Here is a 16,825-nt window from a genome sequence, read left to right as displayed (position 1 = left end):
CGACCCCGCGACCGAGGAAAGGAACCCGATGGCCGAGCTCGTGCTCGCTGCGGTTACGCCGCACAACCCGCTCCTCTGGCGGGCCATGACCGATCCCGTGCCCGACGACCTGCAGCCGATCGCGGCGAACTTCGCCCGCATCCGCGAGGCGGTCGTCTCGCACGAGATCGACGTGCTCGTCGTCATCGGCACCGACCATCTCCGGCAGTTCTTCTACGACAACTCCCCCGCCTTCGCCATCGGGAAGGCCGACGCCTACCACGGCACCTGGGAGAACGAGGTGCGCACGTTCGGCATGGAGTACGCCGAGCTGACCGGCCACCGCGAGCTCGCGGATCGGATCGCGGGGCGCAGCGTGCAGCCCGACGCGATCGACTTCTCGGTGAGCCTGGAGTGGCGCCTCGACCACGCGTTCGTCATCCCGCTGCAGTACGTGCGGCCGGAACTCGACATCCCGGTCGTGCCCATCCATGCGAACGCGTCGATGCCGCCCGTGCCGTCGGTGCGCCGGTTCGTCGCGTTGGGGGAGCACCTGCGACGCGCGATCGACGAGTGGGACTCGGATGCGCGGGTCGGGATCCTCACGTCCGGACACATGGCGAACGACGTGGGCGGCCCGCGCACGTTCGCCGGGTCACCGGACCCCGCGTTCGACGCGCTCGCCGCCGGATGGATGCGCGACGGCGACCTCGACGGCGCGATCCGAGTGTGCAGCGAGGTCGACCGCCTGACGGAGGCCGGCAGCATGACCTCGCAGTTCCTGAACGCGGTCGCGGCGCTCGCGGCGATGGGCGGCCGCGCCGCCGATGTCGTCGACGTGCCCGAGTCGCGCTTCTCCACGAGCCCGTTCTTCCTCTGGAGCACCCACTGATGAGCAGGTACATGGTCGACAAGTTCATCCGGGCGGTCGAGCTCGGCGACGCGACCGTCGCCGAGTACGTCGCCGATCCGCCCGCGTTCGTCGAACGCTGGCTCGCGGGCGGCGGGACGCCCGCCGGGCCGACCGACGACCGGGTGCTCACCGAGGCCGAGCGCGCCGCGTTCGCCGCGCGCGACTTCGGGGCGCTGTACTCGCTCGGCGCGCACCCGTACCTCCTGTGGCACTTCACCGAGGCCGTCTACGAGCACGAGTACACCGAGGGCTTCGGATGGCGCGAGCTCGTCGAGCGCTACCGTGCCGCCGTCGCACCGCAGGGGCTCGTCGACTACATCCCCTGAACCCGCCGATCGGGCACGGCGGCCCCGGCGATCGCCGTAATCCGCGCGTAAGCGGACGGTAAGCGCACCGTCACCGCTTCCCCGTCGCCGCCGCGACCGGTCGGGCATTGACTGCTGGAAGGCCGTCGGAACCGGCGGTCGAACGGAAGGGGAACCTCATGCACACCACTCGGATCCGCCAGCTGCTCGGTGCGGCGGCCGCTGCCGCCCTCACCGTCGGAGGGGTCCTGGCCGCGGCCCCGGCCGCGAACGCCGCGGGCGTGGGCGGGGCGTCGTTCTGGGTCGACGGCACCCAGTACCGCACGGTCGGCACGCCGACCGACTTCTCGGGAACCGGCGCGCCCGCCGGATCCTTCCAGCCGATCTACGCCTTCCCGGAGGGGACGCAGACCAACGTCGCGACGGCCGCGCCGGGCGACCCGGGGTACCGCGGCGGGCGCTGGGTCGTCACCGAGGTGCTGCTGCCGAACGGCTATCCGGCGGCGCTCGCCTCCGGCGACCTCGACGGCGACGGCGTGCTCGACTCCGACGAGGAGCTGTGGGCGGCGGCCGACGCGGGCGACCTCGCCGTGGGCGGGGTGCTCCGGTACTTCGAGTGCCCGGTGATCCCGCTGCCGCGGAGCGGCGGCTGAGTCAGTCGCGACCCTCGGGTGCGGTGCCGGCCGCGGCCTCCACGGCCAGGTCGAGCGCCGCACCCGCGAGCGCGGCCGAGGTGTCCGTGTCGCGCATCCAGAGCGGGGCGGATGCCGCGGCGAACCCGTCGGCGACGAGCCCCGGCACCGCCGCGGCATCCGCCTCGTCGACGAGCCACGCGTCGAGCACGCCGCCCGCCGTGCGGGCCCCGTAGTGCCGCGCGACCGCCGCGGCATCCGTCTCGACGCCGATCGCCGACAGGCAGGCGTCGGCCATGCCGCGCACGACGCGTCCGCCGATGATGGGGGAGACGCCGACGACGGGCGCGCGCGTCGCGGCGAGCGCCCCGCGGACGCCCGGGATCGCGAGGATCGTGCCGATCGAGACGACCGGGTTCGACGGGGCGAGGAGTACGACGTCGGCCTCGGCGATCGCGGCCTCGACGCCGGGTGCCGGCCGGGCGTCGGCGAGGTCGCGCTGCGCGAAGCCGAGCGCCGGGATGGAGGCGCGGTAGCGCGTCCACCACTCCTGGAAGTGGAGTTCGGCGCGCCCGCCGGCATCGGGGTGGCCGGGGTCGATGCGCACCTGCGTGTCGACCTCGGCGTCGGTCGCGGGGACCAGCCGGACGCCGAGTCGCCAGCGTCGCTGAAGGCGCTCGGCGACCTGCGAGGGGGTGAGCCCGTCCCGCAGCCACGACGTGCGCGCGAGGTGCGTGCCGAGGTCGAGGTCGCCGAGGGTGAACCAGGGCCAGCCGACGCCCCATTCGCGCAGCTCCGCGGCGACCCGCTCGGACTCGCCCGCGCGACCCCAGCCCCGTTCGGCGTCGTTGACGCCCGCGAGCGCGTAGAGCAGCGAGTCGAAGTCGGGCATGAGGCGCACGCCCGAGAGCCACAGGTCGTCGCCGGTGTTCACCACGACGGTCACGTCGGCCGAGGTCGCCGCCGTGCCGTCGGCGGCGGGTTCGGCGCCTGCCTCCGCCGGCCACCGTCGTGCGCACTCCTCGCGAACCCCGCGGACGAACCGCGCTCCACCGACCCCGCCCGCGAGCACCGTGATCTTCACCGTTCCACGCTAGCGCCGGCGGGCGCGGCTCAGGCGTCGCGAACCAGCACCAGCGAGCCCGACGCGCGCCCGGAGCGGAGGTCGTCGACCGCGGCATCCGCCCGCTCGAACCCGTACGGCGTCGCCGTGGGCCCGATGCCGAGTCGCAGCGCGAGCCGCAGGAACTCGTCGCCGTCGGCCCGCGTGTTCGCGGTGACCGTCCGCAGGTCGCGCTCGAGGAAGAGGTGGTCGGCGTAGGTCATCGACGGGACGTCGGTCATGTGGATGCCCGCGAGCACCACCGTGCCGCCGCGCGTCGTCGCCTCGAGGGCGACCGGGACCAGGTCGCCCGCCGGCGCGAACACGATCGCCGCGTCAAGCGGTTCGGGCGGAGCATCCCGCTCGTCGCCCACGAACCCGAGGCCCAGCTCGTGCGCGAGCCGTCGGTTCGCCTCGCCGCGGGTCATCGCGACCACGTCGGCTCCCGCTGCCATCGCGAGCCGCGCGGTCAGGTGCGCGCTCGACCCGAAGCCGTAGAGCCCGAGTCGACCGCCGGGCGGCAGGTTCGCGCGGCGGAGCGCGCGGTAGCCGATGATGCCCGCGCAGAGCAGCGGGGCGACGGCGACGGGGTCCGCGTCGGACGGCAACGCGTACGCGAACGCCTCGGGCACGGTGGCGAACCGCGCATAGCCGCCGTCGGCGTCCCATCCCGTGAACCGCGCGTCGGGGCAGAGGTTCTCCCGGCCCGACCGGCACCACCGGCACGCACCGCACGTCCCGCGCAGCCAGGCGATCCCGACGAGGTCGCCGACCGCACTGCGCCGCACGCCGGGTCCGGTCGCGACCACCCGGCCGACGACCTGATGCCCCGGGACGACCGGGCTCCGATGCGCCTCGAGCTCGCCGTCGATCACGTGCAGGTCGGTGCGGCAGACGCCGCACGCGGTGACCTCGACGACGAGCTCGTCCCCGAGGGGCTCCGGTTCGGGCAGCGTCGAGGGCATCAGCCGTCCGTCGCCGTACGTCGTCCAGGCATCCATCTCCCGGTCCCCCTCCCGGCTCGGGCGGCGGTCGGGCCGTCGCCCGTCGCCTCGACTGCCAGCGTGCGCCGGACGGCGGCGCGCGTCGGGGACGAAGGTCACCCCGCGGCATCCGCCCGGACCGGCTCGATGGCGAGGACCAACGGCCTCGCGTCCGCGGCGACGGGCGCGCATGCTGGAGGCATGTTCCGTGACCGCGCCGACGCGGCGGCCGCCCTGCTGGAGCGGCTCGAGGCGTTCCGCGACGAGGACGTCGTGGTCCTCGGGCTGCCGCGCGGGGGCGTGCCGGTCGCCGCCGCGGTCGCCGAGGGCCTCGACGCGCCGCTCGACGTGATCGTCGTCCGGAAGCTCGGCATCCCGGGGCAGTCCGAGGTGGCGATGGGGGCCATCGGCGAGGGTGGCGTGCGGGTCGTCGACGACGGCCTCGTGCGGCGCGCGCGCGTGTCGGATCGGCGGTTCGCCGATGTCGAGCGCGAGGAGCAGCGGACCCTCGACCGCCGCGTCGCGCAGCTGCGGGGCGGCCGCGAACCCGAGCCGCTCGCGGGCCGCACGGCGCTCGTCGTCGACGACGGCCTCGCCACCGGTGCGACCGCCGAGGCCGCGTGCGAGGTGGCCCGCGCCCGCGGCGCCCGTCGCGTCGTGCTCGCGGTCCCGGTGGCGCCGAAGGATGCCGCGTCCCGCGTGCCGTCGGCCGACGCCCTCGTCGCGGTCGAGGTCCCGGACTGGTTCATGGCGGTCGGGCAGGCCTACGCCGACTTCCGGCAAACGACCGACGAGGAGGTCCTCGCGCTCCTCGAGGCGGCCCGGGCGCGTCGGTCGGGTCTCGCGTAGCGTGGCCGCATGCCCGACTACGGCCGCCCGATCGAGTTCGGAACGTTCATCACGCCCTCGGCCCTCGAGCCCGAGCACACGGTCGAGCTCGCGCTCGCGAGCGAGCGGGCCGGGCTCGAGTTCGTCACGTTCCAGGACCACCCGTACCAGCCGCGGTTCCTCGACACCTGGACGCTCATGAGCTGGGTCGGCGCACGGACGAGTCGCATCCGCATCTCCGCGAACGTGCACAACCTGCTGCTCAGGCCGCCGGCCGTGCTCGCCCGCGCCGCGGCATCCCTCGACCTGCTCACGGGCGGTCGCGTCGTGCTCGGCCTCGGCGCGGGCGGGTTCGCACCGGCCGCGGTCGCGATGGGCGCGCCGAGCCGCACGCCCGCCGAGCAGGTCGGCGCGCTGGGCGAGGCGATCACCGTCATCCGCGAACTGCAGGACACGGATGCCTCGGGCGGCGTGTTCCTGCACAACGAGCACTATCCGATCCGCGGCGCCAAGCGCGGGCCCGCCCCCGTGCAGCGGCCCATGCCGATCTGGCTCGGCGTGCTCCGGCCGAAGGGCCTCCGGCTCCTCGGGAGCGCTGCCGACGGGTGGTTGCCGTCGCTCGGGCGCCTCGAGCACGGCGCGGACTCCCTCGATGCGGGGCACGAGGTCATCGACGGCGCGGCGCGCGCCGCGGGACGCGAGCCCCGGAGCATCCGTCGCCTGCTCAACGTCGGGCCTCGCACCACCGACCCGGAGACGCTCGCCGAGCTGGCGACCCGGCACGGCGTGGACACGTTCGTCGTCGTCGGCGACGACGAGGCGCTCATCGAGGAGCTCGGGGCCCGGATCGCCCCGGAGACCCGGGCGATCGTCGCCGAACGGCGGGCCGCGGCGGGCTGAACCGCGCGCGGAATCCGGCATCCACCGCGATCGGGACCTCCGCCCTCTGGACCTCGCGGCCTCGGCGCGCAACGATGGACGCACGGAACCGCACCGGCGCGGGAGGCCCCATGAACTCGGCATCGCCCCAGACCCACCGGACCGTCGCCCTCGTGGGCGCTTCGGGCTCGGGGAAGACCACACTCGCTGAGGCGCTCCTGCATCGCGCCGGCGCGATCCCGCGGACGGGATCCGTCGAACAGGGGAACACCGTCTGCGACCACGAGCCCGAGGAGATCGCCCGCCATACGAGCCTCGGGCTCTCGCTCGCCCACCTCGACTGGACGGGTCCCGACGGCACCGCGTACACGGTGACCCTCGCCGACACCCCCGGGCACCCGGACTTCGTGGGCGCCGTCGACGCGGCGCTGTCGGTGGCGGACGTCGCGCTCATCGCGGTCAGCGCGGTCGACGGCGTCGTCGCCGGGACGCGTTCGGCGTGGGACGCCGCCGAGGCCGCGGGCGTGCCGCGCGTCGTCGTCGTCACGCAGGAGGACAAGGCGCGGGCGGACTTCCGCGGCGCGCTCGCGCAGCTCCGCTCGGAGTTCGGCGAGCACCTCTGGGCGCTCGAGCTGCCGATCGGCGAGGAGGCGGCGTTCCGGGCGATCGCGGACGTGCTGAGCGAGGAGGCGCACGTCTACGACGGCGACGGGACGCACCACGACGAGCCGCTCCCGCCCGAGGCCGAGGCCGAGGAGCACGCGATGCACGTCGAGGTGACGGAGGACATCGTCTCGCACGACGACGCGCAGCTCGAGGCGTACCTCGAGGGCGAGGAGCCGTCGGCCGCGGAGCTCGAGCGGACGTTCGCGCGCGAGGTCGCCGAGGGCGAGGCGGTGCCGGTGCTCGTGTGCTCGGGGGCCAGCGGGACGGGCGTCGACCGGGTCGCGGACCTCGTCTGCGAACTGACGCCCGCCGCGACCGAACGCGACGGGCGCATCCTCGTCGGGGAGGGGTCGGGCGGGTCGGAGCTGAAGGTCGCGCCCAAGGAGGACGGGGACACGCTCGTGCACGTCTTCCGGACGGTCGCCGACCCGTTCGTCGGCCAGGTTTCGATGCTCAAGGTGCTCTCCGGCACGCTCCGCACCGGCGACAAGCTGCGGAACGCGACGACCGGCGCCGACGAGCGGATCCACGGACTGTTCCGGCTCCGGGGGGCGGAGCACGTGACCGCCGGGACGCTCGCCGCGGGCGAGGTCGGTGCGGTGGCGAAGCTCACGGGGTCGCCGTCGGGCTCGCTGCTCTGGACGCGGTCGTCGGGCACGGCCCGACCGGCGGCGATGCCGCCCCGCCCGCCCGTCTACGCGGTCGCGCTCGAGCCGGCGTCGCAGTCCGACGACGAGAAGCTGCCGGTCGCGCTCGCGCGGCTCACCGCCGAGGATCCGACGCTCGTCGTCGACCGGGCTGGCGAGTACACGGTGCTCCGCGGGCTCGGCGACACGCACGTCGCGGTCGCGGTCGAACGGCTCGCGCGCGTGTTCGGCGTGCACGTCGAGACCGCGCCGGCGCCGGTGGCGTTCCGGGAGACGATCGCGGGGTCGGCCTCGGTCGAGGGGAAGCTCAAGAAGCAGTCGGGCGGGCACGGCCAGTTCGCGGTCGTGCAGTTGAACGTCTCGCCGCTTCCGCCCGGCGAGGGGTTCGAGTTCGTGGACTCGGTCACGGGCGGCGCGGTGCCGCGGCAGTACATCAGCGCGGTGGAGAAGGGCGCGCGCGATGCGCTCGCCTCGGGCGGCCCGCAGGGGCACCCGGTCGTCGACGTGAGGGTCGAGCTCACCGACGGCAAGTCGCATTCGGTCGACTCGTCGGACATGGCGTTCCGCACCGCTGCGTCGATCGGCGTCAAGGCGGCGCTCGCCGAGGCCGGGACGGTGCTGCTCGAACCGGTCTCGAGCGTGACCGTGACCGTGCCGAACGACCTGCAGGGCGCCGTGCTCACCGACCTGTCGGGGCGTCGAGGTCGCGTGAGCGCGACCGAGGCGGCGAGCGACGGCCGTGCGCGGGTCGTGGCGCACGTGCCCGAGGCCGAGCTCACGCGGTACGTGCTCGACCTCCGATCGATCACGGCCGGCCAGGCCGAGCTGACGATCACGCCCGACCACTACGCGAAGGCGCCGAGCGCGGCGCGCGCGTGATCGGGGCCGGGGGCTAGTACCCGCCCGCCGCCAGGTGCTGCCCTGCGACGGCGAGGGCGTCCGCGACCGCCGCGGCGTCCTCGCGCACCGCGCCCACCGTCACGCGCACGAACTCGTGGCCGTTCCGGCGGGAGGCGCCGGCGACGGGTGCACCGTTGGCCGCCGCGAGGAACGGGGTCCCGCCCGCCACGCGGATGCCGGCCGCCGCGAGCTGCACGAGCGTCGACCGCTCCGAGAGCACGGGCATCCACAGGTTGATGCCGTCGGCGTGCATCACCGGGATGCCGCGCGACCGCAGCGCGTCCCCGAGCGCGCGCTGGCGCGTGTAGTACGCGCGGCGCGCCTCGGCGACGGCGTCGATGGCCGCGCCGTCGGTCAGCAGGTCGAGCAGGATCGACTGGAGCATCCGGCTCGTCCACCCCGGGCCGAGCATGCGCCGCGCCATGATCCGGCCGATGAGGTCGCGCGGGCCGCCGACGGCGGCGATGCGCAGGTCGGGGCCGTGCGACTTCGAGAAGCTGCGCACGTGCACGACGCGGTCGGGCAGGTGCGTGCCGAGCGTGACGTCGCCCTCGGTCGAGATGAGTCCCGAGTGGTCGTCCTCGACGACGACGAGGTCGAGGCCGTGCTCGTCGACGGCCGAGCGGATGACTCCCGCGAGCGCCGCGGCACGGGCCGGCGTCATCGACGCGCCCGTCGGGTTCTGGGCGCGAGGTTGCAGCAGGATGGCCGCGGGCCGGCGACGCAGCGCGACGGCGAGCCCCTCCGGAGACATGCCCTGCTCGTCGATCGCGACCGGCACGGCCTCGGCGCCGAGCAGGTCGAGGAGGTCGAGGAACGGTGGGAAGCCGGGGTGCTCGACGACGACGCGGTCGCCGAATCGCACGACCTGGTCGAGCGTGCGCGAGATGGCGTCGAGCGCACCGTCGACGACGACGATCGACTCGGCCTCGCTGGGCCAGGACCGGCGCAGGACCGCCGCGAGCGCGGGGATCACGGGTTCGGCCTGGTAGCTCCCGACGTCGGCCCGTGCCGACACGCGCGAGAGTGCGGGGCCGAGCGCCGGCAGCAGCAGCGGGTCGGGCGTGCCGCGCGAGAGGTCGAGCCGCACGGGGTCGTCGGGCGGGGCCATGCCGCGCATGCGCATCGCGGGGCCGGCCGAGGCGTCCCGTCGTACGAAGCTGCCCGCCCGGCCGCGCGACTCGATGAGCCCGGCCCGCGCGAGCGCCTGCCACGCCTGGCTGATGGTGGCGGGGCTCACGCCGAGCGACGAGGCGAGTTCTCGCACCGTGGGCAGGCGGACTCCCGCCTCGAGTTCCCCGTTGTTCACGAGCCGCGCGAGGTCGGCGGCGATGCCGCGCGGGGTCGTGTCGGCGAAGGGCGCGAGCGAGGTCAGCTCGGAGACATCCACTCGAATACCTGATCGCACCATTGCCTCCTCACGAAGCAAGGGACAGGATGTTTAACCACCACGTCACAGAGTGAAACAAAAGGGAAATGTTCACGCCGAAGAATAACAGAACGGGTCGCAACCCCGATCTGGCACCCGCCGCCGGTCCCCACCCGGCGTCGATTCTCGGCACCACTGCTCGGCGTCACCGCGCGCACGGCAGGCACTGAGCTCCACGCCTGCACCGCTGGCGGCAACGACGCCGACCGACTCAGGAGGCACCATGACGATCGTTCGAGCGGCCATCACCCAGACCACGTGGACGGGTGACAAGGAGTCGATGCTCGACAAGCACGAGCAGTTCGCGCGCCAGGCGAAGGAGCAGGGCGCCCAGGTGATCTGCTTCCAGGAGCTCTTCTACGGGCCCTACTTCGGCATCACGGAGGACGTGAAGTACTACGACTACGCCGAGCCCGCCGATGGCCCGATCGTCCAGCGCTTCGCGGCCCTCGCCAAGGAGCTCGAGATGGTCATGGTGCTGCCCATCTACGAGGAGGAGCAGCCCGGCGTCTACTACAACACCGCGGTCGTCGTCGACGCCGACGGCACGATCCTCGGCTCGTACCGCAAGCACCACATCCCGAACCTCGACAAGTTCTGGGAGAAGTTCTACTTCCGGCCCGGCAACCTCGGCTACCCGGTCTTCCAGACCGCCGTCGGCCCCATCGGCGTCTACATCTGCTACGACCGGCACTTCCCCGAGGGATGGCGCGAGCTCGGCCTGAACGGCGCGCAGATCGTGTTCAACCCCAACGCGACCAAGCCGGGCCTCTCGAACCGCCTCTGGGAGATCGAGCAGCCGGCGGCGGCCGCCGCGAACGGCTACTTCATCGGCGCCGCGAACCGCGTCGGCCTCGAGGACAACGAGTACGGCGACCTCGCCGTGAACTTCTACGGCAAGAGCCAGTTCGTCGACCCGCAGGGCAACATCGTCGGCGAGTACGGATCGGAGACCGATGAGGAGGTCGTGGTCCGCGACCTCGACATGGACATGATCCGCCAGGTCCGCAACGCGTGGCAGTTCTACCGCGACCGCCGGCCCGAGTCGTACACGTCCATCCCGAAGCCGTAGCCGACGAGACGCGAAGGAGCGAAGTCCATGGCCACCACCCTCATCTCCGGCGGCACCGTCGTCAGCGCCACCGGCCGTTCCGCGGCCGACGTGCTCGTCGACGGCGAGAAGATCGTCGCCGTCCTGCAGCCCGGCAGCGAGCTGTTCGGCACGGATGTCGCGGCATCCGTCGACCGCGTCGTCGACGCCACCGGCAAGTACGTCATCCCCGGCGGCATCGACGCCCACACCCACATGCAGCTCCCGTTCGGCGGCACCGAGGCGTCCGACACCTTCGAGTCGGGCACGATCGCCGCCGCCCACGGCGGCACGACCTCGATCATCGACTTCGCCGTGCAGACGTTCGGCCAGCGACTCGAAGACGGGTTGGCCGCCTGGCACGAGAAGGCCGGCGGCAACTGCGCGATCGACTACGGGTTCCACCAGATCGTCGGCGACGTCAACGAGGCGTCGCTCGAGGCGATGAAGAAGCTGCCCGACGAGGGCGTCACGAGCTTCAAGATGTTCATGGCCTACCCGGGCGTCTTCTACTCCGACGACGCGCAGATCCTGAAGGCCATGCAGGTCTCGCGCGACACCGGCATGCTCACGATGATGCACGCCGAGAACGGTCCCGCCATCGACGTGCTCGCCCAGCAGCTGGTGGACCAGGGCAAGACCGACCCGTACTACCACGGCATCGCCCGGGCCTGGGAGATGGAGGAGGAGGCGACGCACCGCGCGATCATGCTCGCGAAGCTCACGGGCGCGCCCCTCTACGTCGTGCACGTGTCGGCGAAGCAGGCCGTCGAGCAGCTCGCCTGGGCTCGCGACAAGGGCCAGAACGTCTACGGCGAGACGTGCCCGCAGTACCTGTACCTCTCGCTGGAGGACCAGCTCGGTGCACGGAGCGACCAGTGGGGCGCCTTCGAGGGCGCGAAGTGGGTCTGCTCGACGCCGCTCCGCTCGCGCGCCGAGGGCCACCAGGACTCGATGTGGCAGGCCCTCCGCACGAACGACCTGCAGATGGTCTCGACCGACCACTGCCCCTTCTGCATGAAGGACCAGAAGGAGCTCGGCCTCGGCGACTTCCGGAAGATCCCGAACGGCATCGGCTCGATCGAGCACCGCATGGACCTCATGTACCAGGGCGTCGTGACCGGCGAGATCACGCTCGAGCGCTGGGTCGAGCTCACGAGCACGACGCCGGCGCGCATGTTCGGCCTGTACGGCACCAAGGGCGTCATCCAGCCCGGCGCCGACGCCGACATCGTCGTCTACGACCCCAACGGCCACACGTCGATCGGGCTCGACAAGACCCACCACATGAACATGGACTACTCCGCGTGGGAGGGCTACGAGATCGACGGCAAGGTCGACACGGTCATGAGCCGGGGCAAGGTCGTCGTCGATGGCGACGCCTACGTCGGCGCCAAGGGCGACGGGCGCTACCTCAAGCGCGGCCTGAGCCAATACCTCATCTGATCGGGAGAGGAACCCCGCCATGGACTTCGGAGTCGTCCTGCAGACCAACCCGCCCGCCTCGCGGGCGGTCCACCTCGCCAAGCTCGCGGAGCAGTTCGGGTTCAGCCACGTCTGGACCTTCGACTCGCACCTGCTGTGGGAGGAGCCGTACGTCATCCACTCGCAGATCCTCGCCGAGACGCGGCGCGTGACCGTCGGCCCGTTCGTGACCAACCCGGCCACGCGCGACTGGACCGTCACCGCGTCGACGTTCGCGACGCTCAACGAGATGTACGGCAACCGCACCGTCTGCGGCATCGGCCGCGGCGACTCGGCCGTGCGCGTCACCAACGGCAAGCCGGTGACGATGCGCGAGCTGCGCGAGTCGATCCACGTCATCCGCGAGCTCGCGAACTCGCGGGCCGTCGAGTACAAGGGCTCGACGCTGCGGTTCCCGTGGTCGACGGGTTCCGAGCTCGAGGTCTGGGTCGCCGCGTACGGCCCGATGGCCCTGAAGCTCACCGGCGAGGTCGGCGACGGCTTCATCCTGCAGCTCGCCGACGTCGACATCGCCGCGTGGATGATCAAGACCGTGCGGGACGCCGCGGAGGCCGTCGGGCGCGACCCGATGTCGATCAAGTTCTGCGTGGCCGCGCCGTTCTACATCGGCGAGGACCGCGCGCACATGCTCGACCAGTCGCGCTGGTTCGGCGGCATGGTCGGCAATCACGTGGCCGACATCGTGGCCAAGTACGGCGAGCACGGCAGCGTGCCCGACGCGCTCACCGAGTACATCCGCGGTCGCGAGGGCTACGACTACAACACCCACGGCAAGGCCGACAACGACCACGTCGACTTCGTGCCCGACGAGATCGTCGAGCGCTTCTGCGTCCTCGGCACCGCCGAGGAGCACATCGAGAAGCTCAAGCAGCTCGCCGAGCTCGGCGTCGACCAGTTCGCCGGCTACCTCCAGCACGACAACAAGGAGGAGACGATGCGGGTGTACGGCGAGACCGTGATCCCCGCCATGACCGAGCACCTCACGGCGAAGGCATGACGACGACCGCGACGACCCCCCGGGCCAGGCGCGCGCACCGCTGGCGCGCGGTGGCCTGGGGCGTGGTCGGCGTCATCGCGCTCGCCGCGCTCTGGGAGCTGTACAAGCTCGTCGGCCCAGCCGACGGGTGGCTGGTCGGCGCGCAGGAGGGCGTGACGGGCAGCGGCATCCGCCTGCTGCCGCGCACGAGCGACCTGGCGATGCCGCACATCTGGGAGATGTTCGCGCGCATCGTCGAGCCCGTGACCCGGGCGTCGGGCGCGCTGCCGCTCGGCGTGGTCGTGTTGCTCGCGGCGCTCACGAGCCTCGGCGTCGCCGCGCTCGGCTGGCTCGTGGGCGTCGTCGTCGGCTTCGTGCTCGCGCTGCTGATGCTCGGCTTCCGCATCGCGGAGCGCGCGGTGCTCCCCTTCGTCATCCTCAGCCAGACCGTTCCGCTCATCGCGCTCGCGCCCCTCATCCGCAACTGGGGCTCGCGCCTCGAGTTCGGCGCGTTCTCGTGGGAGAGCTGGATGTCGGTCGTGATCATCGCGAGCTACCTCGCGTTCTTCCCGGTCGCCGTCGGCGCCCTGCGGGGCCTGCAGTCGCCGGATGCCGCGCACCTCGACCTCATGCGCAGCTATGCGGCGGGGTGGTGGACGACGCTGTTCCGGCTCCGCCTGCCCGCGAGCGTCCCGTTCCTCATCCCGGCGCTGCGGCTCGCCGCCGCCAACGCCGTCGTCGGCACCGTCGTCGCCGAGATCTCGGTCGGGTTCACGGGCGGCATCGGCCGGCTCATCCTCGAGACCGCGGTCGCCGCGTCGAGCGACCCGGCGAAGCCCTGGGCCCCGATCCTCGGCGCGGTGCTGCTCGGCCTCGTCGCAGCCGGGTTCGTCGCCCTCCTCGCCGCCTTCCTCAGCCCGTTCCGCCGACAGGAGACCGTCGCATGAGCACCCCGAACCCGAGCACGCCCGCCCCCCATCCCTCGGCCTCCGGCGGCGCGACGACGGCCACCGCCGACGCGACCGAGGCCGTCGTCGCCCGGGGCGTCGAGCGCGTCTTCACGGGCGCCAAGGGCGCCGAGGTGACCGCGCTCACGGGCATCGAGCTCACGGTGCACGACGGCGAGTTCGTGTCGCTCATCGGCCCGTCCGGCTGCGGCAAGTCGACCCTGCTCCGGCTCATCGCCGACCTCGACGAACCGACCGCGGGCGAGATCCGGGTCTTCGGCAAGACCTCCCGCCAGGCCCGCATCGACCAGTCGTACGGCATCGCGTTCCAGCAGGCCGGCCTCCTGCCGTGGCGAACCGTCGCGGCGAACATCGAGCTGCCGCTCCAACTGCACGGGGCGGATGCCTCGACCCGCCGCGCACGTGTCGCCGAGCTGCTCGAGCTCGTGGGCCTCGCCGACTTCGCCAAGCACTACCCCGACCAGCTCTCGGGCGGCATGCAGCAGCGCGTCGCGATCGCCCGCTCGCTCGCCGAGCAGCCCCGGCTGCTCCTCATGGACGAGCCGTTCGGCGCGCTCGACGAGATGACCCGCGAGCGCATGCAGACCGAGCTCCTGAAGATCCGCGCCGAGACCGGCGCCGCGGTCGTGTTCGTGACGCACTCGATCCCCGAGGCGGTCTACCTCTCCGACCGCGTCGTCGTGATGTCGCCCCGCCCCGGCCGCATCACCGATGAGATCGACGTGCGCCTCGGCGGCGCGGCGGAGCGCGGGGAGGACCTTCGCGAGGACGCGGCGTTCTTCGCCGGCGTGACCGCCGTGCGCGAGGCGCTGCACGGCCCGGAGGCGACGCCCGCCGCCGGTGCGGCCCGGGGGGTGGACGTGCGATGACGAGCGCAGCGCCGGAGCGCGTCGAGGCCGCGCCGTCGCAGGCGGACCCGACGGTCGCGATGCCCGGGCTCGAGGCATCCGCCCCGCCGCGCCGCCGTCGCCCCGTCGGCGACGGGCCGCTCGCGACCTTCGCGAAGCTCGTCCTGCCGCCGATCGCCCTCTTCGTGGTGCTCGTGGTGCTCGTCGAGCTCGTCGTGGTCGCCGCGGGCATCCCGCCGTTCGTGCTCGCCAGCCCCTCCGCGATCTTCGACCAGCTCGTGCAGTACGCCCCGCAGGTGCTCGCGGCGACCCTCGCGACCGGCCTGAACGCCCTCATCGGCCTCCTGATCGGCGCGATCATCGGGGTGCTGCTCGCGATCGCGGCATCCGTCGCCAGGCCGATCGACGGCATGCTCGCCCCCGTCGTCGCCGCGGTCGCGGTCGTGCCGATCGTGGCGCTCGCCCCGGTGTTCTACACGCTGTTCGGCTCGACGTCGGAGGTCGCGCGCATCCTGATCGCGTCGATCGCCGCGTTCGTGCCCGTGTTCCTGAATACGCTGCGCGGACTCCGTCAGGTGCGGCCCGTGCATCGCGACCTCATGCGGTCGTACGCGGCGACGCCGTCGCAGCTGACCCGGCTCGTCACGATCCCGTCGGCGCTGCCGCACTTCTTCACGGGTCTCCGCATCGCCTCGTCGCTCGCGGTCATCTCCGCCCTCGTCGCCGAGTACTTCGGCGGGCCGCGCCAGGGCCTCGGCTCGGCGATCACGACCGCCGCCGCATCGAGCGCGTACGCCCGTGCGTGGGCGTTCGTCATCGGCGCCATCCTGCTCGGCCTCGTCTTCTTCGTCCTCACCAGCCTGATCGAGAGGATCGCCTCGCGTCACCGATGACCCCGACCCCGGCCGAACCCGGGACCCCGACCCCGCCGGCCGACGCCGTCCGGCCCCAGCCACCGGCATCGCCGGTCGGAACCCGCACCACGAGCACCACCACCAAGAGAGGAATGCACATGAAGCGCAACCGGATCCTCGCGGGCGCGGCGGCAGCAGCCGCGACCGCGCTCGTGCTCGCCGGCTGCTCCAGCGGGAGCAGCGACTCGGGCGACGGCGGCGACACCGCCGACGGCGAGCTCACACCCGTGACCCTGCAGCTGCAGTGGCTCACGCAGGCCCAGTTCGGCGGCTACTACCTCGCCGAGGCGAACGGCTACTGGGAGGAGCTCGGCCTCGACGTCGAGATCATCCCGGGCGCGGTCGACATCGTCCCCCAGGACGTGCTCGCCGCCGGCGACGTCGACTTCGCGATCGCGTGGGTGCCGAAGGCGCTCGCCTCGATCGAGGCCGGCGCGAACATCACGAACATCGCGCAGATCTTCGAGCGCAGCGGCACGTTGCAGGTCGCGTGGGCCGACAGCGGCATCGAGGGGCCGGAGGACCTCTCGGACAAGCAGATCGGCAGCTGGGGCTTCGGCAACGAGTGGGAGCTCTTCGCGGGCCTCACCGAGGTCGACGCGTCGGGCTACACGATCGTGCAGCAGAACTTCGACATGAACGCGCTGCTCAACAAGGAGATCGACGCCGCGCAGGCGATGACCTACAACGAGTACGCGCAGCTGCTCGAGGCCGTGAACCCCGAGACGGGCGAGCTCTACCAGCCCGAGGACTTCTCGGTCATCGACTGGAACGAGGTCGGCACGGCCATGCTCCAGGACGCGATCTGGGCCAACAGCGAGCGGCTCGAGTCCGACCCCGAGTACGCCGAGACCGCGGTCAAGCTGATCCAGGGCGCGATCCTCGGCTGGATCGACCAGCGCGACGACCCGCAGGCCGCGGCCGACGCGGTCACCGCCGCCGGGTCGACGCTCGGCACGAGCCACCAGCTGTGGATGGCCAACGAGATCAACAAGCTCATCTGGCCCTCGACCAGCGGCATCGGCCACATCAACGAGGACCAGTGGGACGCCACGGTCGAGATGGCCCTCATGACGAAGAACCAGGACGGCGCGCAGGTCATCACGACCGACCCGCCGGACGGTTCGTACACCAACGAGTACGTCGACGAGGCCCTCGCGAACCTCGAGGCCGACGGCGTCGACATCCAGGGCGAGGACTACGAGCCCATCGAGGTCACCCTCACCGAGGGCGGCAACTGACCGACGGATGCCGCGGGGCGCGGCCCGCACGCCCCGCCCC

General features: G+C 72.7%; 16 protein-coding genes. 13 read left to right on the top strand and 3 right to left on the bottom strand.

The window, feature by feature from the left end:
- The first annotated feature begins 28 nt into the window (after window positions 1–28).
- The 3 genes from GJR97_RS07370 (at window position 29) to GJR97_RS07360 (ending at window position 1,850) form a co-directional block, all read left to right on the top strand.
- The gene (locus tag GJR97_RS07370) at window positions 29–871 is read left to right on the top strand and encodes a DODA-type extradiol aromatic ring-opening family dioxygenase (RefSeq protein WP_154345860.1); all 843 of its coding nucleotides are present in this window, start codon (window positions 29–31) and stop codon (window positions 869–871) included.
- Window positions 871–1,218, top strand: a complete 348-nt coding sequence (locus tag GJR97_RS07365; protein WP_129235066.1) for a hypothetical protein — start codon at window positions 871–873, stop codon at window positions 1,216–1,218. The genes GJR97_RS07370 and GJR97_RS07365 overlap by 1 nt, the downstream gene beginning before the upstream one ends.
- A gap of 158 nt (window positions 1,219–1,376) precedes the next feature.
- Window positions 1,377–1,850: a hypothetical protein gene (locus tag GJR97_RS07360; protein ID WP_154345859.1), complete on the top strand. Its 474-nt coding sequence runs from the start codon at window positions 1,377–1,379 to the stop codon at window positions 1,848–1,850.
- A 1-nt stretch (window position 1,851) separates the two neighbouring features.
- Here the strand turns inward: GJR97_RS07360 and cofD are convergent, their stop codons facing one another.
- A complete protein-coding gene (cofD, locus tag GJR97_RS07355; protein ID WP_324613267.1) occupies window positions 1,852–2,913 on the bottom strand; it encodes a 2-phospho-L-lactate transferase in 1,062 nt (353 codons plus the stop codon).
- Window positions 2,914–2,942: 29 nt separating this feature from the next.
- Window positions 2,943–3,932 carry a zinc-dependent alcohol dehydrogenase family protein gene (locus tag GJR97_RS07350; protein WP_154345858.1) on the bottom strand — a complete coding sequence of 330 codons (990 nt, stop codon included), beginning with the start codon at window positions 3,930–3,932 and terminating at the stop codon, window positions 2,943–2,945.
- A 183-nt stretch (window positions 3,933–4,115) separates the two neighbouring features.
- Here GJR97_RS07350 and GJR97_RS07345 point away from each other — a divergent pair, with 183 nt between their 5' ends.
- From GJR97_RS07345 to GJR97_RS07335, 3 genes are all read left to right on the top strand, one after another.
- Window positions 4,116–4,763, top strand: coding sequence for a phosphoribosyltransferase (locus GJR97_RS07345; protein WP_154345857.1), 648 nt, complete (start codon window positions 4,116–4,118; stop codon window positions 4,761–4,763).
- Window positions 4,764–4,772: 9 nt separating this feature from the next.
- Window positions 4,773–5,642, top strand: a complete 870-nt coding sequence (locus GJR97_RS07340; RefSeq protein WP_154345856.1) for an LLM class flavin-dependent oxidoreductase — start codon at window positions 4,773–4,775, stop codon at window positions 5,640–5,642.
- 110 nt (window positions 5,643–5,752) lie between these two features.
- Complete coding sequence (locus GJR97_RS07335; RefSeq protein WP_154345855.1) at window positions 5,753–7,813, top strand: elongation factor G; 2,061 nt, start codon at window positions 5,753–5,755, stop codon at window positions 7,811–7,813.
- Window positions 7,814–7,826: 13 nt separating this feature from the next.
- Here the strand turns inward: GJR97_RS07335 and GJR97_RS07330 are convergent, their stop codons facing one another.
- Entirely contained in the window at window positions 7,827–9,224 is a 1,398-nt protein-coding gene (locus GJR97_RS07330; RefSeq protein WP_324613266.1) for an aminotransferase-like domain-containing protein, read from the bottom strand.
- A gap of 262 nt (window positions 9,225–9,486) precedes the next feature.
- Here GJR97_RS07330 and GJR97_RS07325 point away from each other — a divergent pair, with 262 nt between their 5' ends.
- From GJR97_RS07325 to GJR97_RS07295, 7 genes are all read left to right on the top strand, one after another.
- Complete coding sequence (locus GJR97_RS07325) at window positions 9,487–10,335, top strand: nitrilase-related carbon-nitrogen hydrolase (protein WP_129234631.1); 849 nt, start codon at window positions 9,487–9,489, stop codon at window positions 10,333–10,335.
- A 27-nt stretch (window positions 10,336–10,362) separates the two neighbouring features.
- Window positions 10,363–11,799 (top strand): dihydropyrimidinase, encoded by a 1,437-nt coding sequence (hydA, locus tag GJR97_RS07320; protein ID WP_154345853.1) that lies wholly within the window; start codon window positions 10,363–10,365, stop codon window positions 11,797–11,799.
- 19 nt (window positions 11,800–11,818) lie between these two features.
- Window positions 11,819–12,835 (top strand): TIGR03842 family LLM class F420-dependent oxidoreductase, encoded by a 1,017-nt coding sequence (locus GJR97_RS07315; RefSeq protein WP_154345852.1) that lies wholly within the window; start codon window positions 11,819–11,821, stop codon window positions 12,833–12,835.
- Window positions 12,832–13,761, top strand: a complete 930-nt coding sequence (locus tag GJR97_RS07310; protein WP_154345851.1) for an ABC transporter permease — start codon at window positions 12,832–12,834, stop codon at window positions 13,759–13,761. Before GJR97_RS07315 ends, GJR97_RS07310 begins: the two co-directional genes overlap by 4 nt.
- Entirely contained in the window at window positions 13,758–14,651 is an 894-nt protein-coding gene (locus GJR97_RS07305) for an ABC transporter ATP-binding protein (RefSeq protein ID WP_154345850.1), read from the top strand. Before GJR97_RS07310 ends, GJR97_RS07305 begins: the two co-directional genes overlap by 4 nt.
- Window positions 14,648–15,523, top strand: a complete 876-nt coding sequence (locus GJR97_RS07300) for an ABC transporter permease (protein ID WP_229276088.1) — start codon at window positions 14,648–14,650, stop codon at window positions 15,521–15,523. The genes GJR97_RS07305 and GJR97_RS07300 overlap by 4 nt, the downstream gene beginning before the upstream one ends.
- A 119-nt stretch (window positions 15,524–15,642) precedes the next feature.
- Complete coding sequence (locus GJR97_RS07295; protein WP_154345849.1) at window positions 15,643–16,785, top strand: ABC transporter substrate-binding protein; 1,143 nt, start codon at window positions 15,643–15,645, stop codon at window positions 16,783–16,785.
- The last annotated feature ends 40 nt before the right edge of the window (window positions 16,786–16,825 follow it).

It is taken from the genome of Agromyces kandeliae, from assembly GCF_009674665.1.
In the GTDB taxonomy this organism is placed as follows: Bacteria; Actinomycetota; Actinomycetes; order Actinomycetales; family Microbacteriaceae; genus Agromyces; species Agromyces kandeliae.
The sequence above is the reverse complement of the archived record's forward strand: the minus strand, read 5'-3'. Positions and strand labels throughout refer to the sequence as shown.

Coding starts and splice junctions, on each gene's coding strand:
- GJR97_RS07370 (WP_154345860.1), top strand. CDS start 29: ATGGCCGAGCTCGTGCTCGCTGCGGTTACGCCGCACAACCCGCTCCTC.
- GJR97_RS07365 (WP_129235066.1), top strand. CDS start 871: ATGAGCAGGTACATGGTCGACAAGTTCATCCGGGCGGTCGAGCTCGGC.
- GJR97_RS07360 (WP_154345859.1), top strand. CDS start 1,377: ATGCACACCACTCGGATCCGCCAGCTGCTCGGTGCGGCGGCCGCTGCC.
- GJR97_RS07350 (WP_154345858.1), bottom strand. CDS start 3,932: ATGGATGCCTGGACGACGTACGGCGACGGACGGCTGATGCCCTCGACG.
- GJR97_RS07345 (WP_154345857.1), top strand. CDS start 4,116: ATGTTCCGTGACCGCGCCGACGCGGCGGCCGCCCTGCTGGAGCGGCTC.
- GJR97_RS07340 (WP_154345856.1), top strand. CDS start 4,773: ATGCCCGACTACGGCCGCCCGATCGAGTTCGGAACGTTCATCACGCCC.
- GJR97_RS07335 (WP_154345855.1), top strand. CDS start 5,753: ATGAACTCGGCATCGCCCCAGACCCACCGGACCGTCGCCCTCGTGGGC.
- GJR97_RS07325 (WP_129234631.1), top strand. CDS start 9,487: ATGACGATCGTTCGAGCGGCCATCACCCAGACCACGTGGACGGGTGAC.
- hydA (WP_154345853.1), top strand. CDS start 10,363: ATGGCCACCACCCTCATCTCCGGCGGCACCGTCGTCAGCGCCACCGGC.
- GJR97_RS07315 (WP_154345852.1), top strand. CDS start 11,819: ATGGACTTCGGAGTCGTCCTGCAGACCAACCCGCCCGCCTCGCGGGCG.
- GJR97_RS07310 (WP_154345851.1), top strand. CDS start 12,832: ATGACGACGACCGCGACGACCCCCCGGGCCAGGCGCGCGCACCGCTGG.
- GJR97_RS07305 (WP_154345850.1), top strand. CDS start 13,758: ATGAGCACCCCGAACCCGAGCACGCCCGCCCCCCATCCCTCGGCCTCC.
- GJR97_RS07300 (WP_229276088.1), top strand. CDS start 14,648: ATGACGAGCGCAGCGCCGGAGCGCGTCGAGGCCGCGCCGTCGCAGGCG.
- GJR97_RS07295 (WP_154345849.1), top strand. CDS start 15,643: ATGAAGCGCAACCGGATCCTCGCGGGCGCGGCGGCAGCAGCCGCGACC.